We start from the raw sequence: 26,259 nt of genomic DNA on the forward strand, positions 1-26,259 counted from the left end.
GTCACTGCGCCGTGGAATGATCCTTCGCCGCGGGCATCGCTTTCCTGCTGCTGATACCCTCTGCAACGCTCACAAGCAAGTGCGCGCGCAGCAACTCATTTCGAATCTGCCTGACGTAATTCACCGTGTAGTCAGTGTCATATTTGCCGCCAACCTGTACCAACTTCGTTAGTTCGTCGAACCCATCCACGTTGTAGGCGAGCTTTCCAGGATGCGCTGCGAGGTCCTCGTTGAAAATCTCTTCCCCAAGATCCAGCCCTTGTTCCAACGATTCTTGCAGAACCTTCCTGTCGCCGACTTGACCTCCCGCGTCGCATAGGACGCTCAGTACGCGCAGGACATCGAGCTGATCCTTAAGACCCGCCGCCACTTCTCGCGCCTTGTTAATCAACGCAAGAGCGCGATCACGGTCTTTGGAGGCAACCGCGGCTGCAATGTCCGCCCAGGCTTGCGCTCTGAATGCAGGGAGCGTGAGGGTCGAAGCAACAGTTAATGCTTCGTCGGGCCTTTCGGCAGCCAACTCGTGGATAGTGTATAAGCGGCCCTCTTCGATTCCTGCTTGCTCACTCGCTGAGACGTTCTCACCACTGGCAATTCCAAAGGTAGTGGTTGAAGCACTGTGTTCAACCGGGCCAGCCGGGCCCGCGGTCTGAGAAAGCGCCGGGCGTCGCTGCACGAGGCGGTTGGCCCAGTCGGAATCAACCTCGCGAATCAACGGCAGAATCTCGAAGAGCATCTGGTCCGCCGGGTCTCGGAACTCGATCGCGCCACCCTTGGTGAAAACCTGTCCGCGATAGCTTTGTTTGGAATCTGCTGGAGGCTTCTGCTCAAGCAGACGATTGGCTACGACCTCCAAAGCCTCGCGCAACTGGGTCGGTCGTGCTTGCACTCTCAACTCTTGCAAAAATCGAATGAAGACACGGTTCTCGTCGAGAAACATAGAGCCGCGCCGGTAATATGTGAGTGCTTGTGCAAAGAGCTCCTCCGCTTTGGTCGAATCACTCTCCGCAAGGCGCTTAATAATCGGTACCATAGCAGCGTAGGGGTATTCACCAGAGTCAGCTAAGAGTGTTGCGACTCTCTCGATCTGAGGCAACCCTTTTCGACCCTTGTAGATCCAGAATCGCTGAAACACGATCCGCGCCGCGTCCGACCGAACGTCCTCAGGTAAGGAACCGTTAGCCATAGGGATGGGGCCGTCCATCACGCGGAAGAGTTGGATCGCCCGGCTCGGGTCGATTTCGGAGAGCGTAGCAACAGCATTCTTCTGAAGCGCAACCTTGTTCCACGAAGGCGGCAGCTTCAGTGCGAGCTTGAACAGTTCGTCTGACCAGGACCGTGAGTCAGGAGGGCTAAGGCGAACGGCTGCTTTACTTAGGCGAAGCAGAAGCCACGCCCGTTGTTCCTCCTGGAAGTTCCTGCTGTTCTGATAGCTCTCGTGGAGTAACTCCAGCGACGAAGGCACTGAAGAGTCGGTCTTTCGCTCTGCGGCGGAGCAACAGAGGGCGCTCGCCAGAACCGCGCTGGCGAGCACACTGAGCTTGAGAACCTCGGCTGAACCCGAACCGTTCACGGCAGGACAGAAGCGGTTTCCTGCAGAACCGGCTGAGTGGCACGTGTTCCCAACGTAGTCAGGAACTCTGAGATCCCAATGGATTTCAGCGGGATTCTTCTTGCGCTCTTATTTCTTACGATCTCAACATCTAATGTTCTCCGCCGACTCGAAGCATCGCGCAAGAGGGCCGCCATCGCAGCAGAGGTGGCGTTGCGGTCTACGGACTTGATGATGTCTCCTAACGTCAATCCCACACGGTCAGCTGGCGAGCCCTCAAGGATATCGATAACGACCAAGGTACCGTTATGGAGTTCCTCCCATCGAACACCGGTCACATAGCTTCCGTACATAGTTTCACGGACCGCGGTCGGCGTCTTGAGCGACACCGCCCTTGTTTCGGCCCCGCTTGACGCCCACGCATCGTCGAGGAACTTCCGTAGCGGAATTAGGGCGACCTTTGTAGACCAGACGGCGTGACCTCGCTTGAGCGTTACCGTTGCCACTGACCGCCCCGGCTCTTGCCACGTCTTGCAGCGGAGCGCTGCCTCAACCGGGCTACTCCCGTTGATCTCAACAATTTCATCCCCGACGCGGATGCCGGCGCGGAGAGCGGGCGACTGGTCGAAAACAGCCGAGACTAACAAACTTCCGTCTTGCTCATCGGCAGTCAGACCTGGGTTTAGCGTATCCAGGTATGCAATCTTTTGAGGTGCTCCACAGCAATTGCAAGCGACCGTGCAATCGACTGAGTTACACCGGCCATGACAACCTCTGTCGGCATCGGAACCACAACTGACACATTGAGCTGTTGCCGTGCTGCACACCACCGTTGCAAAGAGAAGACCGGAAAGAACCAACGATCCACGCATGTCGACCTCCTTGTGGATAGGGAGTTGGGCCGAGCCGCAATGCTGCATTATACCCTCGCTTGGAGCCTAGAGGAGCTGGTCAAGACGTTCGCGATCGAAGCCGATGATCACCGTTTCGCCGATGACGATGGTAGGCGTGCAGCGGCTGTGGTACGTGCTCACCAGCTCGCGCACCGCTTCAGGGTCGCGGCTGACGTCACGGTCGCTGTACTCAATGCCTCTCTCCGAGAGGTAGGCCTTCAGCGCGTGGCACGGCGGTCAGCCGGGTTGGGTGTAGGTCACGACTCGCTGGTCGGTCATGCGGCTCCCAAGACTAGCAGAGGTCTCCCACGGGCTCAATCCGCATATTCGATCTCGCTGGTGATCTTTGCCGTCTTCTGCAGCATGGCAGAGACCGAGCAATACTTTTCTTTCGAGAGGCGCACAGCGTCTTCCACCGCCTTCTTCGCCACCTTGCCGCTCACGGTGTAGACGAGGTGAATGGTCTCGTAGACGGTCGGCGGCTCTTTGGCGCGCTCCGCCTGGGCCCGCACTCGCAGCGCGGCGAAGGGCTCGCGCTTCTTGCGCAGGATGCTGACCACATCGGTGGCGGTGCACGCGCACAAGCCGATCAGCACCAGCTCCATCGGTCCGGGCGCAGTGTTGCGCTGGCGATCGGAGTCGATTACGAGTGCGTGTCCGCTCGAGGCCTGACCCACGAACCGCTCACCGTCAGTCCATTGAATGCTGGCTTCAACCATGATTCACCTTTTGGATGATGGCTCGATAGCCCGGGGACCCGATGAGCCGGTCATCTCCTGTTGTCTGTACTAGGTTCAGGATGAATGAGGACCTTGAAAAGTTGCGGCGCTTCCTGCTTGAAACGGATTTCAAGCGCGGTGATGACCTCGTGCATGCGGTCGAGCGGCAGCTCGTCGGGCATGGTGCAGTGGCAGGTGACGTGCATCTTGCCGCGCACGTTCTTTACCACCATCTCGTGCATGTCCAGGATCTCGGGGAATTCGCGGGCGATGCGGCGCAACCGAGCTTCCAACTCCGGATAGCTAGTTTCGTCGCCGGGTTCGATGGTGGCAGGCTCGCTCTCGATGTGAGTGAGGATGGACGAGATCTCCGGCACCTCGTCCCGCACTTCGGCTTCAAGCTGAGTGACGAGGTCGTGCGCCTGCCGCAGCGTCAGCTTCTCATCCAGTTCCAGGTGGAGCTCGACGTGCAGCCGTCCGCGCAGGTCCTCCACGCTGACGTCGTGCACGTACAGGTTGCGGCGCGCGGCTACAGCGCGTACCCGGTCAAAAATATTCTCGCTGCCTGCGGGCCGCGCGATGGAACGCACCACGACGTCGGCCTCCGGCAGCACGCGCTCGACCGCCGCTGTGACCTCGTCCGCGACCTGCTCCGAACGCTGGAAGGTGACGTTACGCGCCATGCCCACGGAGAGGTCGGCGAAATAGCGGTTGCCGGAGCGCCGGATGCGCACGCGGTCCACCTCGAGCACGCCCGGGACCCGCGCCACTTCATCCAGGATGCGGCTGCGTGCGCCCGGAGGAGCGGCGTCGAGCAGAGCGTCGAGCGTCCGGCGCGCCAGCCGTCCGCTGACGAAAAGGATGAGTCCGGCCACCACCAGCGCCGCGATGGGATCGGCCTTGCGCAGCCAGGGCACACCCAGGCGGTCAGCCACCCCCACCAGCGCCAGTCCCACGATGACCACGCCGACCTGCCAGATATCGGTGTGGAAGTGCAGCGCGTCGGCTTCCAGCGCCTCGCTGTTGTACTTGCGCGCCACGCGCAGCAGCGCCCGGGAGCGCCACCAGTCGATCGCCATGCTCACGAACAGCACAGCGAATGCGGCCGCCGAGGGCTCCACGTGGACCTCGCGCAGGAAGAGACGCTGGATGGCTTCCCACACGATCCAGGCGCACGCCACCAGCAGAAACGCCGTCTCGATGAACGCGGAAAGGTTCTCGAACTTGCCGTGGCCGTACTGGTGGTCGGCGTCGGCGGGCTTATCCGAAACGCGCACCGAGAGCAGGGTCATCACGGTCATCACCAGGTCAAAACCGGAACTGGCGGCTTCGGAGAGGATGCCGAGGCTGCCGGAGGTGAGGCCGACCACCAGCTTTCCAATGGTGATGGCCAGCGCCGCCAAGACCGAAGCGCGCGCCACGGCGTATTTTTCGCGGCGCATGGCTTCCACATCGACCGCGGCCGAGAGCGCTGGCGAGGGGCCTGGTTCGGATTGGAGCATCACAGCCACGCGGAACCATTATCCGCCGGCGACTCACCCAGGGCCAGCGCTGCAGCCATGTGTCACGAAGGCTTGTGCTACGATTGCGCCCTTCCCGATGCCCCCGGGCCCCGCACCCACTGTCCTGATCACCGGAGTGGCCGGCAACCTTGGCCGGCGGCTGGCGCCGCAGCTTTCCGACTTCCGCATCGTGGGCGTGGACATGTTCGCAGCGCCGCCGGAGATGCCGCTGGCGCGTTTCGAAATCATCGACCTAGGCGACGAGGCCTCCTGCCCGCACCTGGTCGCCCTGCTGCGTGAAACCAACCCGTCGGCCGTCGTGCATCTCGCCTTCGTCATCGACCCGGTACGCAGCGGCGTGCTGGAACTCGACCCCATGTGGCGGATCAACGTGGCGGGAACGGCGCGAGTGATGGAGGCCATCGCCGAGCACAACCGCACCGGCGGCGCAGTACGGCGCTTCCTGTATCCCAGCAGCGTCTCCGCCTACGGCTCCGACCTTCCCGGCATGGTGACGGAAGACTACCCGCTCGGCGGCCATACGCTCCCCTACGCGGTGCACAAACGCGAAGCCGACGAAGTGGTGCGCCAGCGCGCCTTCTGGCTGGGCGCGTGCAGCACCTGGGTACTGCGCCCGCCCATCTTTGCCGGAGCGAGCGTCGAGAACTACCTGGTGGGAGGATTCCGCGGGACGCCCAGCGGCACCGGCCGCCTGGCAGCCTGGATGCGCAAGCGCGGCTGGCGCCTTCCCTTCCCCGTGCCCTTCGGCGAGCGGTACCTGAAGATACGCTTCCAGTTCGTGCACGTGGATGATGTAGCGCGGCTCCTCGCGTGGATTCTCCGGCGCACCGATCCCGGCCCGCCGGTCACGGTGCTTAACGTCGCCGGACGCGGCGAGCCGCTGACGCTCGAGCGCTGCCTCGAAATCGGCAACAACCGCATGGTCCGCGTGCCTGGCCGCTGGGGCGTGCGCCGGACGCTGGCGCTGATGTGGAAACTGGGCATCTCGGCTGTGCCCCCGGAGGCCATGCCCTACATCACCAGTTCCTACCTGATGGACCTCAGCCGGCTGCGCGAACTGCTGGGCGCGGATTTCGAGAACGTCATCCGTTACACGGTCGAGGAGGCGCTGGTGGACACCTTCCGCCCCGCGGGGCAGCCGGAACCGGTCGAGCGGGTGATTGCGGAATCGGCGTGACCCTACTTTTTTGCGCGATACAGTCCCGCGATGCCGAACGTGTAGGGTGTCCATGAGACGTCGCGGAAGCCATGAGCGCGCATGCGCTGAATCATCTCCTCGGGATCAGGGAACCGCTCCACCGAAGCGGGCAGGTACTGGTAGGGACCCCGCACGCCCGAGATGACCGTGCCCACGCGCGGCAGCACGTGGCGGAAATACACGCGGTAGATCGTGCCGAGCAATCCCTTGGGCTCGCCGAAGTCGAGGATGCCGATTTCTCCTCCGGGCCCGAGCACGCGATGGATCTCCTGCAATCCGGCGTCGTAGTCGGCCAGGTTGCGGAATCCGAAAGAACTCACAACCAGGTCGAAGACGCAAGCAGCAAACGGAAGCTTGAGGGCATCCGCCTCGAGCGGTGTGATGTTCTTCCCAGTGCACTTGCGAGCAGCGAGTTGCAGCATGGCATGGGAAAAGTCTGCACCGACGATGGAAGGACGAGTCCTGCCTGCGGCACGATGCAAGGCCAGGGCCATGTCGCAGGTGCCGCAGCAGAGGTCGAGGACGCGGGCCTGCGGCCGAGCCAGGATATGGGAGAACGTGCGCGCCGCGCGCCGCCACCAGATCCGGTCCACGTTGAACGACAGCAGATGGTTCAGCAGGTCGTAGCGCGGCGCGATGGAGGTGAACATCGCGCGCACCGCCGCGGCGGCCGCTTCCCGGTCGCTCGTGCCAGCCGGCTGTGTGCCCACGATCGCAGGCTTTTGCTCGACGGTCACGGCCGCAACCCCTGGCGCAGCCGCTCAACGGCACGCGCCACCACGCGGGCGGGAACATCGGGCACGATTTCGACCTGGCCGATGCGCCGCGCCAGGACAAAATGGGTCGCGCCGTCGACCGTCTTCTTATCCGCCGCCAGCCGCCGCAGGACTTCTTCTGCGGAAACGTGCAGGCGCGGCAGCGGGCCGTACGCAGCCACGGCTCGCGCGATGCGGCCGGCAGCGGCGGCGCTGGTGCGGCCCATGGCATGTCCGATTTCCGCCGCCGCGATCATGCCCCAGCCGACAGCTTCGCCGTGTCGCAGGCGGCGGTATCCGGTGGCCGCTTCGAGAGCGTGGCCCACGGTGTGGCCAAAGTTGAGGATGCGGCGCAACCCGCGCTCGCGTTCGTCAGCCGCCACCACCGCCGCCTTCACGCGCACACAGGAGGCGATGAGCCAGGCCAATGCCTTGGGGTCGCGCTGCAGCAGCCGTTCGCGCTCGCGTTCCATGAAGTCGAAGATGCGGGCGTCTCGAATGACGCCGCACTTGAGCGCTTCGAACAGTCCGGCACGAAAGTCGCGCTCCGGCAGGGTAGCCAGAACCTCAGGGTCGGTCAGCACCAGCCGCGGCTGATGAAAACTGCCCAGGAGGTTCTTCCCGGCTGCAAGGTTCACGCCCGTCTTGCCGCCGATGGCTGCATCCACCTGCGCCAGTAAGGTGGTCGGGACCTGAACGTGGTCGATGCCGCGCATGTAGATGGAAGCCAGGAAGCCGGTGACGTCGCCGGTCACGCCGCCGCCCACGCCCACCAAGACGGACTTGCGGTCCGCTCCGGCCCGCACCAGGCGCTCCGCCAGCGACTCGACCGCGCTGAGCGCCTTGGCGCGCTCGCCGTCCGCCATGGCCAGCACGGCATGCTCGATCTTCGCGCGGCGAAGCGAGCCGCTCACCACCCGTGCCCATCGCCGCGCCGGAGGCACGGTAACGACAAAGCAGCGCGGCGGCGTGCGCCCGAACACGCGGCGCAGTTCGCGGCCGGCGTTGCGCAACAATCCTCGGGCGATGCGCACGCGGTACGGCCGGGGCTCGACGCGAATCAGGATTTCCTGCACGGCGTCTCATCATAGCCCAGCGCGACGCGTCGGGGCGTCGTCGCGTGTGCGTGGTACCATTTTGCGTTTATGAAGTCGGTCCCATCGGAAACCGATTTCGTGGTCGTGGGCGCCGGGATCGCCGGGGTGCGCGCCGCCATCGAGCTGGCCGCGGCGGGCCGCGTGCTGGTGCTGGCCAAGCAGGAGCTCACCGAATCGGCCACGCAGTACGCGCAGGGCGGAATCGCCGTGGCGCTCAGCGACGAGGACGAAATCAGCCTGCACCTGCAGGACACGCTCGACGCCGGCGACGGCTTGTGCAACCCGGCCGCCGCCCGCGTTCTGGTGGAGGAAGGCCCCGACCGCATCCAGGAATTGCTTGCCTGGGGCACGGAGTTCGACCGCAACGGCACCAGGCTCACCTTCACGCGCGAAGCAGCCCACAGCCGCTCCCGCGTCCTGCACGCCCACGGCGATTCCACTGGGCGCGAGATCGGCCGGGCCTTGCACGCCAAGGCGCGCACGTTGCGCAACATTTCATTCTGCGAATTCGAGTTCAGCATGGACCTGTGTCTGGAGGACGGGCGGGTCGCAGGCGTCTCCCTGCTCGGCGCCAGGGGCGAGGTTCATGCCGTGCGCGCTCGCGCTGTGCTGCTGGCCACGGGAGGACTGGGACAGGTCTATCGCGAAACCACCAATCCCGGAGTCGCCACCGGCGACGGCGTGGCCATGGCTTTCCGCGCGGGCGCGGAAATCACCGACATGGAGTTCGTGCAGTTCCACCCCACGGCGCTCTATCTGAAGAAGGCGCCCCGATTCCTGCTCTCGGAAGCCCTGCGCGGCGAGGGCGCGTACCTGCGCAACGCCGAAACCCTTCGCTTCATGCCCAAGTATCACGAGATGGCGGAGCTGGCGCCGCGCGACGTGGTCGCCCGCGCCATCGCCCACGAACTCGAGGTCTGCCGGCTCCCCGACCCCGTCGTCTACCTGGACCTGACGCACCTGGACGCGGCGCACGTGCAGGCCCGCTTCCCGCGCATCTACGCCACCTGCATGAAGTACAACGTGGATATCACCACCGACCTGATCCCGGTTCGCCCAGCCGCGCACTATGCCATGGGCGGTGTGCGCACCGATCTGGACGGACGCACCAGCCTGCCCGGCCTGTACGCCGCCGGCGAAGCGGCCTGTACCGGCGTCCACGGCGCCAATCGCCTGGCCAGCAACTCGCTGCTGGAGGGGCTGGTCTACGGCGCGCGGGCCGGACTCGCCATGCGCGAGGAACAAGGCAAGGCGACAAGCACGAAGGCCCGGAAACCGGCCGCTTCCGCGAAATCAGCAGCGGCAAAGGCCGTCGCCAGGGTCGCCTCCAACCCCGGCCACGATCCTGCCGAAGCTGAAGGCCTCATCCACAGCGTTCAACTGCTGATGTGGAAGAACGTGGGCATCGTCCGCGACGGCCGCAAACTGCGCGAGGCGGTCAGCGAGCTGGAGGAGTGGCGGGACCGCCTGCCTCCGCGTACCTCACGCCGGGCGTGCGAAGCCGTGAATCTCTACCAGGTGGCAGAGCTGATCGCCCGTTCCGCCCTGGCCCGCGAGGAAAGCCGCGGCGCCCACTACCGCACCGACTTCCCCCTCCACAACGACGCCCGGTTCAGGAAGCACTCCGTGCTCTCGAAAAGCGGCATCCGCTTCGAATAGGCTGCCGACTACTCTTCCGAGGGTTCGATCCGCGGGAACTCGGCTTTCTTGTGCGGCTTGAGCACCGAGGCCACGATGGAAATCCCCAGCACGATGGCCACTACGGCCAGCGCCACTCCGGTGGGGATCTTGTAGAAGCCGGAGATGATCATCTTCGCCCCGATGAACACCAGGATGGCGCTCAGTCCGTAGTGCAGGTAGTGGAAGATTTGCATCACGCCCGCCAGCGCGAAGTAGATGGAGCGCAGCCCCAGGATGGCGAACACATTCGAGGTGTACACGATGAACGGGTCGTGCGAGATGGCCAGCACCGCCGGAATGGAGTCCACGGCGAACAGAACGTCGGTGCTTTCCACCACCAGCAGCACCAGGAACATGGGCGTGGCAATCCATGCGCCCCGCTTGCGGATGAAGAAATGGCCGTTGTAGTAACGCTTCGTCACCGGATAGAACCGGCGGAACCAGCGCAGGAGCGGATTCTTCTCCGGGTGGATCTCCGCTTCCTCCTGGTGGAAGAGCTTGATGCCGCTGTATATCAGCAGCGCGCCGAAGATGTAGATGATCCAGTGGAACTTCTTGATCAGCGCCACGCCCAGCAGGATGAACGTGATGCGCATCACCAGCGCCCCGACAATCCCCCAGAACAGCACCTTGTGCTGGTAGAGCCGCGGCACCTTGAAATAGGAAAAGATCAGCAGGAACACGAACAGGTTATCGACGCTGAGCGACTCCTCGATCAGGTAGCCGGTGACGAACTCCAGCATCTTCGTCTTGCGCAGCTCCGGTTCCGGCCACCACAGATAGATACCGATGGCGAACAGCACCGCCAGGCTGATCCAGAAGGCGCTCCACGCCAGCGCCTCCTTGAACTCAATGACGTGCGACTTGCGGTGGAAGACCTTCAGGTCCAGGAACAGCATCAGGACCACGAAGGCGTTGAAGGCGATCCAGAAGGTGGTGGGTTCGGTCATCCGCGGCCGAGTCGGCTTCCCTCGTCATTGTAGCGGAAGGCCGCAGCCTACCCGCTGAGGGCTTCCCAGCCGCGGCGCCGCAGGTCCCAGAAGATGAACGCTCCTGCGACCGCACCCGTGAGCAGCAGCGCCGCGCCGCCCATCCGGTCGCCGAACAGCAGGCGTCCGACACCGAACAGCGCACCATACACCAGCGCGCAGCCGGCGATCCAGTCCGCCGCCGACCACCACAGGCTCTGCCGGGAAGCTTCCCCTTCCAGCCGGGCGATGGGCCTCCATCCGGCGCTCGCCGGCCGCACCCGTCGGTAGAACGCGCGCAGATGACCTTCGGGCTCGGGCGGCGTCAGAAACGTCACCGTCACCCATGCCAAGGTCGTGAAGCCCACGGTCAACACCATCAGCCAGGCGAATCCATGGGGATGGTTCGGGTCGAGCGGTCCCACGGGCAACTGCGGATCCCAGTCCCGAAGCTGCGCCGTCAGCGGCGTGGCCAGCCGCGACTGCAACACCAGCGACCAAACCGCCGCCGCTGACATCGCCGCCACCTCCGACCAGGCGTTGATGCGCCACCAGAACCAGCGCAGCATGAACACCGGGCCCGCCCCCGCACCCAGCGCGATGAGGAACTTCCACGCGCCTTCAAGCGACGTCATGAAGTACGTGGCCACACCCGCTGCCAGCGCTACCAGTACCGAGGCCGCGCGCGACGCCAGTACGTAATGCCGCTCGTCCGCGCCACGCCGCAGGAAACGCCGGTAGAAGTCGTTGACCAGGTAGCTGGCGCCCAAGTTGATGTGCGTGCTCACCGTCGACATGTAGGCCGCGGCGAAGCCCGCCAGCATCAGCCCGCGCAGGCTGGCCGGCAAATGGTCCACCATCACCCGCACATAAGCGGCCTCCGGGTCTTTCGCCTGCGGATACAGCACCACCGCTGCCAGCGCCGTGAGGATCCACGGCCACGGCCGCAATGCATAATGCGCCAGGTTGAACCATAGCGTCGCCGCGAGCGAATGCTTCTCGTCCTTCGCGGAAAAGATGCGCTGCGCCACGTAGCCGCCGCCGCCCGGCTCAGCACCGGGATACCAGCTCGCCCACCAGTTGACGCTGAGATAGACCACGAACATGGCGAACCACGCCGACTCCGGTCCCGGCAGGAAGCCGAGTGAATCGGCGCCGCGCGCCGCATCCATTTCCGCCACTCGCGCGGCGAGCGCTTCCACCCCGCCCACGGCTCGCACCGCCGCCACCGCCAGCGCGATCACCACGAACATGGCCAGGGCGAACTGCACCAGGTCCGTCCACAGCACAGCCCACAGCCCGCTGACCGTGGTGTAAATCATGGTCAGCGCCAGGCAGAACATCACCGCATGCAGGCGCTCGACGCCCAGCGTGATCTCCAAGATCTTGGCCATGGCCAGGTTCACCCAGCCGAGGATGATGGTGTTCACCGGCAGCGCGAAGTACAGCGCGCGGAAGCCGCGCAGGAACGCGGCCGGACGCCCGGCGTAGCGCAACTCGGCGAACTCCATGTCGGTGAGGACGCCGGCCCGCCGCCACAGCCGCGCAAAGAAGAACACGGTCAGCATCCCGCTCAGCGCCTGCCCCCACCACAGCCAGTTGCCCGCGATCCCGTAGCGGAACACCAGCCCGGTCACCACCAGCGGCGTGTCCGCAGCAAAGGTGGTCGCTACCAGCGACGTTCCCGCCAACCACCACGGCGCACGCCGTCCGCTGACGAAGTAGTCGGCCGTGCTGCCGCTGGCCCGCCGGTACCACCACAGCCCCACGCCCAGGTTGAGCGCGAAGTAGCCGACGATCACCGCCCAATCGAGCGCCGAGAGCTGCATGCAGCGAGACTAGAGGTTATTGCCACCTGCGGGAAGACACTTTCCGGATTCGTCGGTCTCCGCGGCAGCCCGCTCGATGGAAAAAGGAGGCACGGGATTCGCTTCGTGCCAGCCCGCTGACGGGGGGCGACGCCTTGTAGCCCAGCGCTTCAGCGCTGGGTCAGACGAGAAAAGACCTGCGCGCGACCGATGCCGGAGCGAAGCGATGGCGGAGCGAGCACGCAAAGCGAAATCATTGCCGCCCGCGCCGCTTCGCTTCCCAGTCCGCCCACAGGCCGAAGGTCTTCATCTGCTGCTCCAGGCCGCTCTCGCGCAGCAACTGCTCCACCTCGGCGCGTGACTGCCGGGGACCTACGCGCTCTTCGGCGTCCGCGATCGCAAAGGTCACTCCGGCCGCGATGGCCACGTGCTTCTTCAGCCGATCGAGGTCCACCTTGTCGAAAGTGTCCGAGCTGGCGTGGTAGTTGACCAGGTAGTTGGCTTCCTTTTGATTGGCCACCAGCGTCGGCACGCCTTCCAGCAGGAAATCGAAATTGTCCGTGCCCACGAAGGCGTCCGTGGTCAGCGTGGCGGCGTCCCATTCGCGGAACGGCGCGACCATGCGCTCGGCGGCGGCGACCACGTCTTTCCGCCCGCCCAGCGAGAAGCCGGTCACCTCGCCGATGCCGGTATCGAAAATCACAGCGGCCACTGCGTTATCCAGCTCGGCGCGATGCGCTGCCGCATAGGCCTTCGAACCCAGCAAGCCCTGCTCCTCGCCGGAAAACAAGATGAACCGGATGGAGCGCCGCGGCCTGACCCCGGACGCCTTGATGGCGCGCAGCACGTCCACGACCAGCGCCGCGTTGCAACCGTTGTCCAGCGCCCCCGTGCCCAGGTCCCACGAGTCCAGATGCGCCCCCAGCACCACGAACTCCTGGGGCTGCTCGCGCCCGCGGATCTCGGCCACCACGTTCGCAGTCGTGAACCCCGGCCCCACGCGATTGGGCAGGGAGAACTCAACTTCCACCTTTTTCCCCGCTTCCAGCAGGCGCGCGATGCGCAATCCGTCCTCGCGCGCCAGTTGCACCATGGGCAGGCGGTCGACGTTGCCGTCGCTGATATTGATGTGCCGATAGAGCAGATCGTGCTCGCGCGTGGAGATGTACGCAATGCCTGCCGCCCCGCCTCGTACCGCCGTCTCCACGATGGCCGGTGCGCGCAGATACTCGCCGAACAGGTCGGCCCACGTGCGCATCGGCTCGCTGCGCACCAGCAGCAACGCGCCACGGACATCCGTCGCCTTCGCAAGTTCCGCCGGACTGCCCTGCCCAACATCGACGACCCGTGCCCGGACCACACCCCGCGTCGGCGGCGACCACGCCATCGACACCGCCCGCACGCGGAAGCGCACCGGCGCTACGACTTCCACCTGTGTCGCGCCCTCCGACCACGCCACCGGCATGCTGAAATCTTCGCGATGCACGCTATCAGCACCGGTGGCCCGGAACGCATCCACGGCCCACTGGATCGCCTGGTCCATCGCCGGCGTCCCGGGCACCCGCCCGCCGATCTCGTCGGTCAGCCGCCGCAGGTTCTCGCCCAACGCCGAGGGCTTCAGCGCCTCATCGCGCACGCGCTCGACGTCACTCTGCGCCTGCGCTGCCGTCACCAGTGCAGCACACAGCAACACCCCAGTCACTGCCGTTCGTTTGAACATGGCGACGAATTAGAAACCAAGCAGGCGGAAAAATGAAGAGGAAGGAGGGACCAAGCTTCGCCCGGCACAGCCACTCACGCTCAGTGGCTAAATGCCAAGTGCCAATGGCTAACTGCTTATTGCTTATCGTTTATCGCTTATCGCTTTTTCACCGGAATCACCAGCTTCTCCGCCGTGTGCGTCGGGGAGAAGCTGGCCACCTTCACGTCCACGAGCCCCGCCGCCTTGCCGGCCGCGATGACGTCCATATCTTTGATCTCCGGCGTCCCCTTCGGACGGATCACCCAGATGGCGCCCGCCGGTTGCAGATATCTCTGGAGTGCGGCAAGCTTTTTCAACTCCGCGCGCCGCGTGGCGCTATAGAAGATGATGTCCAGCCCCTTCACCAGCCGCCGCGAGACCGGCTTCCGCAGCCGTTCTCTGAGCGTCGGCGCAAAGTCCGGGTCGCTCACGCCCAGAACGGCAACACACATCCCCGGCTTCACGCCCAGCTTGTCCATGAGGCTGGGCGGATTCTTGATCTTCGCCGCCCACTTCTCCGCCTGCGGCCCCAGCTCGAAGACGGCCGTTCCCTCGGCACACTTCACCAACAGGCGCCCGTCGCGGGCGGCTATGGACTTCATGCCCGCAAACGGGATACGCAGACCAAAATCGCCGCGGAACGCCAATTCATGGCTCTCCAGCCGCGCCTTGCCGAGCGACCAACGCCCGCCGAACTGCGCTTTACAGATGGCTTCCTGTCCCATTTTCACTCCCTCCGAAATACGATCGGCGTCGAATCCGGTTCCAGAACTCTTGAACCAGTGTTCTCCTCTGCTCTCTGGGCCGTTGCCGGGCCGCATGTTCCGGCACCGTCGTCGCCCGCCTTGTGCGGGCGGAACACAGTAGCCCAGGGCGGCGAGCGCGCGGAAGCGCAGCTTCCGCGCCGAGCAGGCCCTCGGTAAACTCGCCTCCTGATCGGCGTCCGGCGGACGAAGCCTGCCCTGCGCAGAAGCCGAAGGGAGCGTCAGCGAGGAGGCAATAGGAGGGCGCCCCTGAAAACGCTCCTTACGAGGAATGCGCTCCTACCGCTCGTCCAGCAACCGCACCGTCTCCAGCATCACTTCGCCGACAACCTGCAAACTCTTCGCGCTCAACTTGTCCCACGTGTCTTCCGGCGTATGGTGGAACACGTTGCCGTAGCCGTACTCGAAATCGATCAGATCGGCCACCGGCACGCCGGCATTGCGGAACGGCAGGTGGTCGTCCTCCACTGTGACCGCCCGTTGGAAGAAATACGACTGATACCCCAGGTTGGCCGCCGCCTGCTGCACCACATCCAGCAGCCAGGGCGTCGAGTTCAGATCGCGATCGATGTGCAGTTCCCGATCGCCCACCAGGTCGGCCAGCAGAAAGGCCTTGATCATCTTTACGGTTCCGTCTTTCGTCCAGCGCTCAGCCAGGCGGCGGCTGCCATACAGGCTGTCTGCAGCCGACCACTCCCGCACCGCCTCTTCCCCGTCCAGGAACGCCAGCCACACGCTGTAGCCCTTGCGCTTCTTGCCGCGCAGATGGTGGGCCAGCTCCAGCAGCAGGCCCGTGCTCGACCCGCCGTCGTTCGCGCCGACGTAATTCTTGAGCGGGTAGTTGGTCTCGTAATGCGTGGCCAGCACGATGATCCCGTCCTTCTCGCCCGGGAACTTGGCCACGAAGTTCCGCATGGGCAGAGGACCCGCAGGCGTCTGCGCCGTCCAGGCGTCTTCTTCCAGGTTGTCGCTCTTGAGTTGCCGGCGCAGGTAGGCTTCCACCTTGCGATGTCCTTCGCTGCCCGGAGGCCGCGGCCCGAACGCCACGATCTGGCGCACGTAACTCAGCGCGCGCTCGCCCTGGACGCGCGGCCGCACCACCGTCGTGGCCGGACGCTGTGTCGCTCCGAGGCCCGGACCCGGCTCAGACGCCGCCGGTTGCGCCGTAACAGTCTTGCTCGAGGATTCCCGGCGCTCCGGCTCCGCCTTGGTGCAGGCGGCGAGGCTCCCCAGGCACACCATCACTCCGAGCAAGCGCGCGCAGCTTCTCATGCCGCGGCTCGTGCCCGGCGGCGCGGGTTGACCGCCCACGCGATCCCGATACTCAGCACATACAACACGATCAGCGGCGCGGCGAAGATGGTCATGTTCACCACGTCAGTGGTCGGCGTCAGGATGGCGGCCACCGTGAACGCGCCCAGGATCGCATAGCGGAAGTTCCGCCACAGAAAACCGGCGTCCACCACGCCCATCAGCGCCAGGAAGAAGATCACCACCGGCAGCTCGAACACCAACCCCAGCCCGAGGATCACCGTGAGGAACAGGTCGGTGTATTCGCCGATCGTGACCATCGGGCGGAACTGTTCCCCGTACCCGATCAGGAAATCGAGCGCCGCCGGATAAACAATCTTGTAGCCGAACAAACCGCCCGCCAGGAACAAGCCCACCGTGCATCCGAGGAAGGGCAGCACGTACTTCTTTTCGTGCCGGTACAAGCCGGGGGCGACGAACGCCCACACCTGGTAGAGCACGAAGGGAGCGGAGATGAACACGCCCGCCAGCAACCCAACCTTCAAGTAAATGTTGAAGGGCTCGGTGGGACTCAGGTAGACCAGCTTGTCTTCCAGCTTGTGCGCCCGCAGCGCCTCGATGATGGGCTGCTGCATCAGTCCGAAGATGCGGTCGGCATACGACCACGCCGCCAGGAACCCCACCGCGATACCGATGATGGAATAGATGATCCGCCGGCGCAGCTCTTCCAGGTGCTCCAGGAAGCTCATGGCGGCGATTGGCTCAGCCGCCTCCGCCTGCGCGCCTTCACGTCCGGCCGCGTCCATGGCCGCTTCAGGCATTGGTCCTGGTCTCGGTTTCGGCGCCGGGCCCGCTTCCCGCGCTCGGTTCGCTGCCGCCTTCCGCGCCAGTCCCCGCGCCGATCTGCGACGATTCCGCCTCCGACCGCGCCGCCACCGTCCCTTCCGGCGCACGGATCTGTTTCTTCCGCTCCTCTTCGATCTCCAGTTGCCGCACCTCGTCCTCGAGCTGGTGCTTGAAGTCGTTGGAGGCGCGCTTGAACTCCGCCAGCCCCCGCCCGATCTGCCGCCCGATCTCCGGCAACTTCTTCGGCCCGAAGATCAACAGGGCCAGCAGGATGAGAAACATCATCTCCGGAAAGCCCAGGTTCATAGGGAGATGATAGCAGCGGTGGACACCCAGGTGGCGTGGAGGTGCGGGACGGATGGTCCACGTCTGCTAGTTCCTCATCCTCGAAGGTGCCCCACGTTCGCGCCATGCTCTTCGGCGCAAACGTGGGTTTACACTCCTTGCGGGTGAAGACCTCGAGCGGCAAGCTCTACTGGCGGGGCATGGGCGTGGACACGCTGGCCGAATCCAACCTCAGCGGCAGCATGACCGACGAGTTCGTCTACTTCGCCGGCCGCAAGGTAGCGCGGCGGCTTTCCACGGGCGACGTGCACTACTATTTCGCCGACCACCTGGGCTCGACCCGGGTGCTGACCTCGACCGGCAGCTACGTCGAGGACCTGGACTTCTACCCCTTTGGCGGCCTGCGCAGCTATTACTCGAGCGGCAGCAAGTACAAGTTCACCGGCTACGAGCGCGACTCAGAATCGAACCTGGACTACGCCATCTTCCGCCACTACGGCTCGACCCTGGGCCGCTTCTACCAGCCCGACCCGCTGGCCGGCAGCGTGGCCAATCCCCAGTCGCTCAATCGCTATGCCTATGTGTTGAATGACCCCAGCAACTTGGTTGATCCACTGGGCTTGGAATGGACATGCACAGACGTGACCATCGACGGGACGCCCACGGGGCAGAAGAACTGCGTTTGGCACGACGACATCCCCACGGATGGTCCAATAGCCGAGGGCGTAGAGAACGATGCAATCGGCAATGGCCCAGGCTCAGCCTGGTGCCCGGTCGGCATTGGCCTTGGGATGTTTTTGGTTCCCTGCGGCGGCCGTCCAGCACCTCAGCAGCCCAGAGAACCTGAAAAGCCCAAGAAGCCGGTCCCCTATGACAAAGCTTGTCCCGGTTCCAGTGCCGTCGCGAGTTTCAGTCTTGGGGGTAATATTCTTGCCGGTGCCAATGTCAACATAACTCTAGGGATAAACTCGACAGGCCTGACGCTCTCGACACGGGCCGCTGTTCTAGGGAATGGAATCTCGAACGGAAATCGCCGATGGGTGAATCCGGTCCGTTTTACATTTTGGGCAAGCACTTCGGAATGCGGGGCCCTCGTAGCCACAGCTACATTGAATGTAGAAGTCACGCCGCACAACTAGCCCTGTCCCACTTTACTTCCTCTCCCCTGCACCCCTCCCGCCTTTCCCTGCGTCTAAATAGCTGTAACGTCCCGGGTACCAAAACGTTCCGGGCCCTGCGCGGCCCCGCTTGAACGCCGTGCTATACTCGGATCAAATGACGGTGTGGCGCGCCCCCGAGGAGTTTGCGCGCCCCGGAGGTCGCTGTCACGATGGCTGGTCGTTCCCGCCGCTCTGCTCTGCTCGTTCTTCTGGTCATCCTCGCCTGCGGTTCCCTGGGCGTGTTGTTCGGCCAGCGCATCAGCCCCACTCCCGCTTCCGGCTCGGAGATCGAGGATCAGGTCCGCGTCTTCGCCGACGTCTATCGCGTGGTCGAAGATAACTACGCCGACCCGGTCAACGCCGACAAGGCCATCTACAACGGCGCCATCCCCGGCATGCTGCGCGTGCTCGATCCGCATTCCAACTTCTTCGATCCCAAGTCCTACTCCCTGCTGCGCGAAGATCAGCGCGGCAAGTATTACGGCGTAGGCATGCAGGTGGGACCGCGCAACAACAAGGTCATCGTGATCGCCCCCTTCGTGGGCACGCCCGCCTACCGCGCCGGCATCCGCCCCGGGGATATCATCGCCGCCGTGGACGGCAAGCCCACCGACAACCTCTCCACCGGCGAAGTCGCCGATTTGCTCAAGGGCCCCAAGGGCACCCCGGTGCGCATCACCATCCTGCGCGAGGGCACCGACGGTCCGCTTGAGTTCACCGTGGTGCGCGACGAGATCCCGCGCGACTCCGTGGACGTCCACTTCGAGCTCTCGCCCGGCGTCGGCTACCTGCACATCTCCAGCTTCAATGAGACCACCGAGCAGGAAGTCGCCGAAGCCCTGGAGCAGTTCGGCGAGCTGAAGGGACTGGTCCTCGATCTGCGCCAGAACCCCGGCGGCCTGTTGAGTGAAGCCGTCGCCGTGGCCGATAACTTCCTGCGCAAGGGCGCCATCATCGTGCGCCACTCCGGCCGCGCTTCGCAGGAGAAGGTCTATCGCGCCCGCGAGGGCAACAACGGCCGCGAGTATCCCCTGGTCGTGCTGGTCAACCGGGGCACCGCCTCCGCCGCCGAGATTCTGGCGGGCGCCATCCAGGACCACGACCGCGGCCTGGTCGTCGGCGAAACCACCTTCGGCAAGGGCCTGGTCCAGACCGTCTACCCGCTTTCGGAAAACACCGGCCTCGCCCTGACCACGGCCAAGTACTTCACGCCCAGCGGCCGCCTCATCCAGCGCGAATACGCCGGCGTTAGCCTTTATGACTACTATACTAATAACGGAAATGGTAACAATGGCGGGCAGCGCGAAGTGCGCATGACCGACAGCGGCCGGCCGGTGTACGGCGGCGGCGGCATCAGCCCGGACGTCAAGCTGGAATCTGCGCGCACCAACCGCTTCCAGGATTCGCTGTTGCAACGCTACGCCTTCTTCAACTTCGCCAAGCGCTACCTGCTGCATCGCCACGTGGACCGCAGCTTCAAGGTGGATGACGTCGTGCTGATCGAGTTCCGCAAGTTTCTCGACGACGAGAAGATCCCCTACACCGAAGCGGAACTGCTGGAAGTGGACGATTGGCTGCGCTCCAACATCAAGGCAGAGATCTTCATTGCGGAGTTCGGCCAGCAGGAAGGCCTGCGGGTGCGAGCGGAGACCGATCCCCAGGTGCGCAAAGCGGTGGAGCTACTGCCCCAGGCCAGGGAACTGGCGGAGAATGCACGCAAGATCCTCGCCGAACGCAACCAGTCGCAAACCATCCCGCGCTAGGGCGGCTTACGACCCCGCAAAAGGCCCGCAGCCGGCGGTCTTTTTTCATGGGAGGAGAGGAGACGCGTCTACGGGCACGGCCGCCCGGTGGCCGGGCGGTTGTAGTTGAGCTGGGCCTCGCGCTGGTTCGTGTATCTTCCCGGATGCAGGTTGCCGTAGTCCCGATCATCCTTGCAGTAATAGAGGCCGGATTTCATGTGCACCCAGACCTGCGCGTTGGGGTTGCCGGCAGTGAGCTGCCGTTGCAGCAGGTCGGGTTCTTTCTTGAAGTACCAACTGGCCAGGATCAAGGCCAGGGCAACGCCCAAAACCACGGCGCCGATCTGCGAAGCGAGATTCGCGCGCGAATTGTACTGCTTCTTGATTTCTTTCTCTTTCTCCTGCTGGTCCTTCATGTAGGCTTCGATCTGTTCGCGCCAGTCGCCGGCGATCTTGGCGGCGGCTTCCTCGGCCTGGCTGTCGCTCAGTTGCTGGCACTGCTCGAGCTGGGCGGCCACGCCGGTCTGATTGCCGCTGGCTTCCACGCGCACCACCTTCCCGGAGAACAGCAGGCGGCGCACACTGTCGGTGCTGAGCTCGGCCGGACGTTCCAGGATGAATTCGATAAAGGCTTCGGCGGGCACTTCGGAGCCGGTCAGGAAGTAGACGCCTTTCTCGTTGATGTCGCGGATCATGCCGGCGGCCGTGCCGCTCTGCTCGCCGCTGCTCCAGCGAACCTTGATCGGCAGGTTGAGCTGATACCGGTGCAGCCTCCGACTTTCTGCCTGAGTACTCATCATCCTGCCTACATCGTAGGAGGTCTCCGCGCCCGAGGGAACATCCCGATTGTAACCCCGGCCGGGTTACCGTAATCGCGACGGCTATTACTTTGGTGCGTCCCGCCCACGCAGCGGTTGTATACTGCGCGCCGCCAGCGCCAGATTTTCTGATCGCCCTCGGACCTACCGATGCCCAGCGAGCTCTCCCGCGCCCGCCGTGCCGCGCGCTTTCTGCTGCGCCGCGTGCGGATGCGGCCGCGAATCGCGGTCATTCTGGGCTCGGGGCTGGGAGCGTTCGCCGGCCGGCTGCAAGACCGGGTTCGCATCCCGTTCGACCAGATCCCCGGATTCCCGCGTCCCACCGCGCCCGGTCACGCCGGAGTCGCGAGCTTCGGTGTGCTGCGCTCAGGCAGGATGCGCACGATTCCCGTGGCCGTGCTCGAAGGACGTCCTCATCTCTACGAGGGTTACAGCGCCGGCGAGGTCGTCCTCCCGGTGCGCGTCCTGGCGCAGATGGGCGTGCGCACGCTGATTTTGTCGAACGCGGCCGGCGGGCTCAGCCGCCGCTTCCCTGCCGGCCGCCTGGCGGTGGTGCGTGATCACATCAATCTGCAGGGTACCAATCCGCTGCGCGGGCAGCGCGAAGAGTTCGGCCCGCACTTCCTCGACATGACGGCAGCCTACTCCCCGGCACTGCGCCGCCTGGCCCGCGCGCAGGCTCGCCATCTGGACATTCCCCTTGGGGAAGGCGTCTATGCGGGCGTGCTCGGGCCGGTGTATGAGACGCCAGCGGAGATCGCCTTCCTGCGGCGCATCGGCGCCGATCTGGTGGGCATGTCCACGGTGCAGGAGACGATCGCCGCGCGCCAGATGGGCATGGAGGTGCTCGCCATCTCCGTGGTCACCAACCTGGCGGCGGGGCTGAGCAAGAGAAAGCTGACGCACGAGGAGGTGCTGGCGAAAGCGGCGGATGCGAGTGAGAAGCTGGGGCGGCTGTTGGAAAGCGTCATCGTCCGGATCGCGGACTCGTGATTCAAAAATCCTTGGCCGCGGATTGACGCGGATGAACGCGGATTAGCGCAGGACGCGCAGCGCGGAACGTCCATCCAGGCGCGGCAGGCCGGCCTCACCGGCCGCGGCGAGCGCGGCGCCGAACTCCTCGCGGGTGATGGCGCGGTTGATCTCGGCATGCTCGCTGTCCGTGACCTTGCCGGCGGGATAGTACTGCGCCATCACGTTGACGTAGGTCTCCGGGCCCAGTTCCTGGGCGATCCATTGCATGATCTGACGCGTGCCGGCGACGTCGCCAGGCATCACCAGGTGGCGCAGCAGCACGCCGCGCAGGGCGAGGCCATTTTCATCGAGGACCAGCGGCCCGACCTGGCGGTGCATCTCCTGGATGGCGCGGCGGGCGGCCTCGGGATAGTTGGGTGCGCGCACGTAGCGGCGCGCCATCTCGCCCTCCCAGAACTTGAAGTCGGGCATGTAGATGTCGATGATGCCGTCCATCAATTCGAGCGAATCGAGCGAGTCGTAGGCGCTGGTGTTATAGACCAGCGGCAGGCGCAGCCCGCCTTCGACCGCCGGCAGCAGCCCTTCCAAGATCTGCGGCACCACGTGCTCGGGAGTGACGAAGTTGATGTTGTGGCAGCCGCGGGCCTGGAGTTCCAGCATCATCTCCGCCAGGCGCGCAGGCGTGGCCACTTCGCCTTCGAGTCTCCAACTGATGTCGAAGTTCTGGCAGAAGACGCAGCGCAGGTTGCAGCCGCTGAAGAAGATGGTGCCGGAGCCGCGCGTGCCCCGCAGGCAGTCCTCCTCCCCGAAGTGCGGGAAGTGGCTGGCGACGTGCGCGTAACGCCCCACGCGGCAAACGGCGAACTTGTCTGCCAGGCGATTGACGTGGCAATCGCGCGGGCAGAGCACGCAGTCTTCCAGTTTGGCCAGAGCGCGCTCCACGCGCCGCGCCAGCTCCCCCGAACGCCATAGCGCGAGATAGGCGGGCTGGAAGGTGGCGCGGGTTTGGAGGGCGGTGGACACGGCCTCTACCGCAGATTTTAGGCGCAGCACAGGGGCTGTTCAATCTCAGGCCCTGTGAGCAATATGAGAGAATCCCCAGGAGGTTTGCGATGCAAACGGTGGGTGTGATTCGCCAGCTGGCGCGCTATCCCGTCAAGTCGATGCAGGGTGAGGCGCTGCCGTCGCTGCGGCTGACCCTGCAAGGCTTCGAGGAGGACCGGCGCTATGCTTTCGTGCGATCCGACTCCCGCAGTGCCTTTCCCTGGCTCACCGGACGTGAACTTCCGGAGCTTCTGCGCTACCAGACTTCGGTCGAGAAGGCAGGTACGCCCGATGTCTCCGTGAAGGTCACCATCGCGAGCGGTGAGCGCTGGCGGGTGGAGAGCGACGAGCTTCGGCAGGCGCTCGAGGCGCGCTACGGCAAATCCGTGTTCCTGCTGCGCGACCATCGCGGCTCCTATGACATCGCTCCCGTATCGCTCATCAGCCGGCAAACGGTCGCGCGCATCGCGGAGGAAACCGGCACCAGGGAGGATCCCTGGCGGTTCCGTCCCAACCTGCTGGTCGATCTGGCAAACGACGAAGCATTCGCTGAATTGCAATGGGTCGGCAAGACGCTCCGCATCGGCAACCAGGCGCGCATCGCCGTCACCGAGGTGGATGAGCGCTGCGTGATGATCACCCTCGATCCCGCCACCGGCAAATCGACGCCCGAAATTCTGAAGTGCGTCGTGCAGCAGCACAACCAGTGCGCCGGAATCTACGCGACGGTGCTTACCCCGGGCGAAGTCCGTGCCGGGGATGTCATTAGCCTCGAGTCGTAACAAGGTCGTTGCCCCGGAAGCTTTGAGCGCTACCGCGAGGCTTGGCACCTGCTCCGCAGGTGACCTTCCATCAAGCGAACGGAAGGGGTGTGGCCGCGAATTGTGAACTGCGAACCATGATCTGTGAACGGAAGGGCGGAACTCGATTGGTCTTTCAAGTTTCGAGATGCGCTACGCGCTCTCCGCCTTTGAACGGAAAGCGGAGAGCGTATGGCGGACAGCGCCTTTCTGCACTACAATCCCCGCGGCGGGCGTGCATGAAGGAGACCTCTGATGCGGACCACCGCCCTGCCCTGCCTGCTCGCCCTTCTGCTCACCTTCCCTTCGGCGGCTGAGGATTTCCACGGGGTCACGTTCTCGCCGCCCGCGGGCTGGGCCACCGCCGAACAGGGCGGAAAACTGGTCCTGGCTCCCGCCGACGCCGACGAAGAAACCATGGTCGTGGTGGTACTCGACGGCGCGGCCAAACTGGGCAGCGTCACCTTGGCCAAATGGCTCGAGCAGCAGATGGCGGCCAACCTCAACCCGCAGGCCAAGGTGCTCCAAACCGGCGAGGTGACCACCCAAAAGATCGGCGGCCTCGACACGCTGACCACGGCGCGTACGGTGCAGGACGCCGAAGGCAACGTCCGCCTGCAAATGTTCCACGCAGTGTCCGACGGAAAGCAGGCGACGCTGGCCATGGGTGTGGCAACCAGCGAAGCTGCATTCCACCGCTACCTGGCACCGCTACAGGGATTGTTCGAGAGCCTGCGTGTCGGCTCGGCGGCGGCAACGGCGACCGGACCGGCGCGATCGCCTGCGGCAACACCTGCGCCGTCTTCCCCGCAAAGCGCCGCGCCGGCCCCGGCTGCCCGCGGCGGCGAACCTTTACCCGAAGCCGGCGTGGTCAACGGACGTCCGCAGGGACTGTTCGTCGGTGTCAGCGTGCTGAGCGGCAACCCGGTGTTCCTGCTCTTCCTTCCGGGCGGGCGCGTGTATCACAACCTGCCGCGCGGCGGCCTGAATCGCATCGACTGGAACGCGCTCCAAGCGGAGAACCCGGACGCCTGCGGGCGCTGGGACATGGCGGGCACGACGCTGCGCATCCAATGGGCCGACGGCAACGTGTGGCAGGGGCCACTCCAGCTCACCGACACCGGCATCTTCTTTCAGGGCAAACGCTACGGCCGTGCGTACGCGGTCCGTCCGGCGGAAATGGCGGGCTCCTGGGAGGGCACGCACAGCACCGCGTGGCTCAACCTGGGCTCCGGTCCGGCGACCACGCAGGTGAACGAGCTGACTGTGGACGCGGCCGGCAACTACCTCTTCGGCTCGGCCATGGGCTCGAGCGTCGAGGGTGCGGCCAGCTACGGGGAATCCTCGACGCGCGGCCAGCTGACGGTGGAGGGCTATGACGCCGTCTTCCACGGGGCCGATGGCCGCGTGCAGCGCATGAGCCTCATCCGCCTGCGCGACGGCGGCGGCGTTATTCTGGATGGGACGTTCTTTCAGCGGCGGTAGTGGCTCTTCTGTATCAGGGCACGCCTTCAGGCGTGCCCCGAAATCAAATCAAGCATTCTCGGCGTGCTCGGCGGTAAAAGGCTTTTCTTTCAGTCCGCAGGCGGGCTTGGCGGGTAGAGCTTGTCGAACTCAGGTTCGTCGTGGAGCAGGGCGAGGTCGGGATCGCGGCGCGCCCAGCTCGCATCCTTGTAGCCGGCGTGCCACGCCTTGCGCAGCGCCTCCATGGCCTCCGGCTTTTTCTTCATCAGGCAAAAGATGCAGGCGGCATTGTAGAGCAGCAGCGCGTCATCGGGGCGCAGGGCCACGGCCAGATTGATCTCGCGGATAGCGTCTTCAGGACGTCCAGTCGTGGCGTAGGAGATGGCCAGATGCGAGCGGGCACGGGCGTCCTCCGGCACCTGCTTCAGATGCTGCTCCAGCGCCTGGATGCGTTGCAGCCGGAAGTTGCGCAGGGCCTCCTCCTTGCCCAGCGCGCCCAGAGCGTTCTGGATGGGAACGTAGATGTTGTAGTCGTCGCCGGAGGCTTCGATGGCCGCCTCGGCGATGCCGGCAGCCTCCTGGTAACGGCCCGCGGAAAACAGCGCGCGGCCGAGGATGTAGTAGGCGCCTTCGCTGTCGCGCTTGCGCTCGATGGCCTGCTGCGCGCTGCCGATGGCGTCGTCAAACTTCTGCTCGGCGTAGTGCAGCCAGGCCTGCGCCACCATCACCTCCGGCAGTTGCGGTTGCAGGGCGGCGGCCCGCTGGCAGGCGCTCTTGGCACGTTCGATCCAGGCCGCCTCGCGCTGGAAGTGGAGATGGTACTGGGCGCAGGCGTTGGCCACCGCCGCATGGGCGAGCGCAAAGTTGGGATCCAGGCTGACGGCGCTCTCGAACATCTGCAGGGCGAACTCCAGGTCCTGGCGGGTGCGCCGCCGGGCGAAGCTCTTGCCGCGCAGATAGAGGTCGTAGGCCTGCAGGTTCTGAGTGGGCTTGACGCCAATGCCTTCCTTCTCCTGCGGCGAGAGCGTGATGCGCAGCGCCTCGGCGATCTTGCGCGCGATCTCGTCCTGCACCTCGAACACGTCCTTCATCTCGCGGTCGTAGCGCTCCGACCACAGCGGAAAGTCGGTCTGCGTGTCCACCAGTTGCCCGCTGATGCGCAGGCGGTTGCCGGAG

Annotated in this window: 23 protein-coding genes and 1 pseudogene; 7 read left to right on the forward strand and 17 right to left on the reverse strand. The window is 64.8% G+C overall.

The window, feature by feature from the left end; all coding sequences use genetic code 11:
• Position 1: 1 nt before the first annotated feature.
• The 5 genes and pseudogenes from VNK82_10925 to VNK82_10945 all read right to left on the reverse strand — a co-directional run bounded on the left by VNK82_10925 (position 2) and on the right by VNK82_10945 (position 4,666).
• The gene (locus VNK82_10925; GenBank protein ID HXE91466.1) at positions 2 to 1,573 is read right to left on the reverse strand and encodes a hypothetical protein; all 1,572 of its coding nucleotides are present in this window, start codon (positions 1,571 to 1,573) and stop codon (positions 2 to 4) included.
• Positions 1,570 to 2,424, reverse strand: a complete 855-nt coding sequence (locus VNK82_10930; protein HXE91467.1) for a PDZ domain-containing protein — start codon at positions 2,422 to 2,424, stop codon at positions 1,570 to 1,572. The genes VNK82_10925 and VNK82_10930 overlap by 4 nt, the downstream gene beginning before the upstream one ends.
• Before the next feature lie 66 nt (positions 2,425 to 2,490).
• A pseudogene (locus tag VNK82_10935) lies at positions 2,491 to 2,670 on the reverse strand (glutaredoxin domain-containing protein).
• 89 nt (positions 2,671 to 2,759) lie between these two features.
• Complete coding sequence (locus tag VNK82_10940; GenBank protein ID HXE91468.1) at positions 2,760 to 3,164, reverse strand: OsmC family protein; 405 nt, start codon at positions 3,162 to 3,164, stop codon at positions 2,760 to 2,762.
• 50 nt (positions 3,165 to 3,214) lie between these two features.
• Positions 3,215 to 4,666 (reverse strand): cation diffusion facilitator family transporter, encoded by a 1,452-nt coding sequence (locus VNK82_10945; protein ID HXE91469.1) that lies wholly within the window; start codon positions 4,664 to 4,666, stop codon positions 3,215 to 3,217.
• 97 nt (positions 4,667 to 4,763) lie between these two features.
• On the opposite strand from VNK82_10945, the gene VNK82_10950 reads away from it, so the two are divergent.
• Positions 4,764 to 5,864, forward strand: a complete 1,101-nt coding sequence (locus tag VNK82_10950; protein ID HXE91470.1) for an NAD-dependent epimerase/dehydratase family protein — start codon at positions 4,764 to 4,766, stop codon at positions 5,862 to 5,864.
• Between the two features lie 2 nt (positions 5,865 to 5,866).
• On the opposite strand, the gene VNK82_10955 is transcribed toward VNK82_10950, so the two are convergent.
• Together VNK82_10955 and aroB are read right to left on the reverse strand one after the other, a co-directional pair.
• Positions 5,867 to 6,622, reverse strand: a complete 756-nt coding sequence (locus VNK82_10955; GenBank protein ID HXE91471.1) for a ubiquinone/menaquinone biosynthesis methyltransferase — start codon at positions 6,620 to 6,622, stop codon at positions 5,867 to 5,869.
• The gene (gene aroB / locus VNK82_10960; GenBank protein ID HXE91472.1) at positions 6,619 to 7,716 is read right to left on the reverse strand and encodes a 3-dehydroquinate synthase; all 1,098 of its coding nucleotides are present in this window, start codon (positions 7,714 to 7,716) and stop codon (positions 6,619 to 6,621) included. Before aroB ends, VNK82_10955 begins: the two co-directional genes overlap by 4 nt.
• A 69-nt stretch (positions 7,717 to 7,785) precedes the next feature.
• On the opposite strand from aroB, the gene nadB reads away from it, so the two are divergent.
• Complete coding sequence (nadB, locus tag VNK82_10965; GenBank protein HXE91473.1) at positions 7,786 to 9,396, forward strand: L-aspartate oxidase; 1,611 nt, start codon at positions 7,786 to 7,788, stop codon at positions 9,394 to 9,396.
• Between the two features lie 8 nt (positions 9,397 to 9,404).
• Here the strand turns inward: nadB and VNK82_10970 are convergent, their stop codons facing one another.
• The 7 genes from VNK82_10970 to VNK82_11000 form a co-directional block, all read right to left on the reverse strand.
• Entirely contained in the window at positions 9,405 to 10,367 is a 963-nt protein-coding gene (locus VNK82_10970; protein HXE91474.1) for a TerC family protein, read from the reverse strand.
• A gap of 47 nt (positions 10,368 to 10,414) precedes the next feature.
• Positions 10,415 to 12,214 (reverse strand): sodium:solute symporter family protein, encoded by a 1,800-nt coding sequence (locus tag VNK82_10975; GenBank protein HXE91475.1) that lies wholly within the window; start codon positions 12,212 to 12,214, stop codon positions 10,415 to 10,417.
• Positions 12,215 to 12,446: 232 nt separating this feature from the next.
• Positions 12,447 to 13,913: a M20/M25/M40 family metallo-hydrolase gene (locus VNK82_10980; protein HXE91476.1), complete on the reverse strand. Its 1,467-nt coding sequence runs from the start codon at positions 13,911 to 13,913 to the stop codon at positions 12,447 to 12,449.
• A gap of 137 nt (positions 13,914 to 14,050) precedes the next feature.
• Positions 14,051 to 14,659: a hypothetical protein gene (locus VNK82_10985; GenBank protein ID HXE91477.1), complete on the reverse strand. Its 609-nt coding sequence runs from the start codon at positions 14,657 to 14,659 to the stop codon at positions 14,051 to 14,053.
• Between the two features lie 318 nt (positions 14,660 to 14,977).
• The gene (locus tag VNK82_10990) at positions 14,978 to 15,970 is read right to left on the reverse strand and encodes a M28 family peptidase (protein HXE91478.1); all 993 of its coding nucleotides are present in this window, start codon (positions 15,968 to 15,970) and stop codon (positions 14,978 to 14,980) included.
• Entirely contained in the window at positions 15,967 to 16,770 is an 804-nt protein-coding gene (tatC, locus tag VNK82_10995; GenBank protein ID HXE91479.1) for a twin-arginine translocase subunit TatC, read from the reverse strand. The genes VNK82_10990 and tatC overlap by 4 nt, the downstream gene beginning before the upstream one ends.
• Positions 16,763 to 17,101: a twin-arginine translocase TatA/TatE family subunit gene (locus VNK82_11000; GenBank protein HXE91480.1), complete on the reverse strand. Its 339-nt coding sequence runs from the start codon at positions 17,099 to 17,101 to the stop codon at positions 16,763 to 16,765. Before VNK82_11000 ends, tatC begins: the two co-directional genes overlap by 8 nt.
• 122 nt (positions 17,102 to 17,223) lie before the next feature.
• Between VNK82_11000 and VNK82_11005 the strand changes: the two genes are divergently transcribed.
• Together VNK82_11005 and VNK82_11010 are read left to right on the forward strand one after the other, a co-directional pair.
• Complete coding sequence (locus VNK82_11005; GenBank protein HXE91481.1) at positions 17,224 to 18,219, forward strand: RHS repeat-associated core domain-containing protein; 996 nt, start codon at positions 17,224 to 17,226, stop codon at positions 18,217 to 18,219.
• A 191-nt stretch (positions 18,220 to 18,410) separates the two neighbouring features.
• Positions 18,411 to 20,003 (forward strand): S41 family peptidase, encoded by a 1,593-nt coding sequence (locus VNK82_11010; protein HXE91482.1) that lies wholly within the window; start codon positions 18,411 to 18,413, stop codon positions 20,001 to 20,003.
• A gap of 68 nt (positions 20,004 to 20,071) precedes the next feature.
• Here the strand turns inward: VNK82_11010 and VNK82_11015 are convergent, their stop codons facing one another.
• Complete coding sequence (locus tag VNK82_11015) at positions 20,072 to 20,782, reverse strand: hypothetical protein (GenBank protein ID HXE91483.1); 711 nt, start codon at positions 20,780 to 20,782, stop codon at positions 20,072 to 20,074.
• Positions 20,783 to 20,950: 168 nt separating this feature from the next.
• On the opposite strand from VNK82_11015, the gene VNK82_11020 reads away from it, so the two are divergent.
• On the forward strand, positions 20,951 to 21,793 hold the full coding sequence (locus tag VNK82_11020; protein ID HXE91484.1) for a purine-nucleoside phosphorylase: 843 nt from the start codon (positions 20,951 to 20,953) through the stop codon (positions 21,791 to 21,793).
• Positions 21,794 to 21,835: 42 nt separating this feature from the next.
• Here VNK82_11020 and VNK82_11025 read toward each other — a convergent pair whose 3' ends face one another.
• A complete protein-coding gene (locus tag VNK82_11025; GenBank protein HXE91485.1) occupies positions 21,836 to 22,798 on the reverse strand; it encodes a radical SAM protein in 963 nt (320 codons plus the stop codon).
• An 89-nt stretch (positions 22,799 to 22,887) separates the two neighbouring features.
• On the opposite strand from VNK82_11025, the gene VNK82_11030 reads away from it, so the two are divergent.
• Together VNK82_11030 and VNK82_11035 are read left to right on the forward strand one after the other, a co-directional pair.
• The gene (locus VNK82_11030; GenBank protein HXE91486.1) at positions 22,888 to 23,601 is read left to right on the forward strand and encodes an MOSC domain-containing protein; all 714 of its coding nucleotides are present in this window, start codon (positions 22,888 to 22,890) and stop codon (positions 23,599 to 23,601) included.
• Between the two features lie 273 nt (positions 23,602 to 23,874).
• Positions 23,875 to 25,104: a hypothetical protein gene (locus VNK82_11035; protein ID HXE91487.1), complete on the forward strand. Its 1,230-nt coding sequence runs from the start codon at positions 23,875 to 23,877 to the stop codon at positions 25,102 to 25,104.
• Between the two features lie 89 nt (positions 25,105 to 25,193).
• On the opposite strand, the gene VNK82_11040 is transcribed toward VNK82_11035, so the two are convergent.
• Positions 25,194 to 26,259: tetratricopeptide repeat protein (locus VNK82_11040; protein HXE91488.1), on the reverse strand; the 1,066-nt coding region annotated here is incomplete at its 5' end.

It is taken from the genome of Terriglobales bacterium, from assembly GCA_035573675.1.
GTDB lineage: Bacteria > Acidobacteriota > Terriglobia > Terriglobales > Acidobacteriaceae > DATMAB01.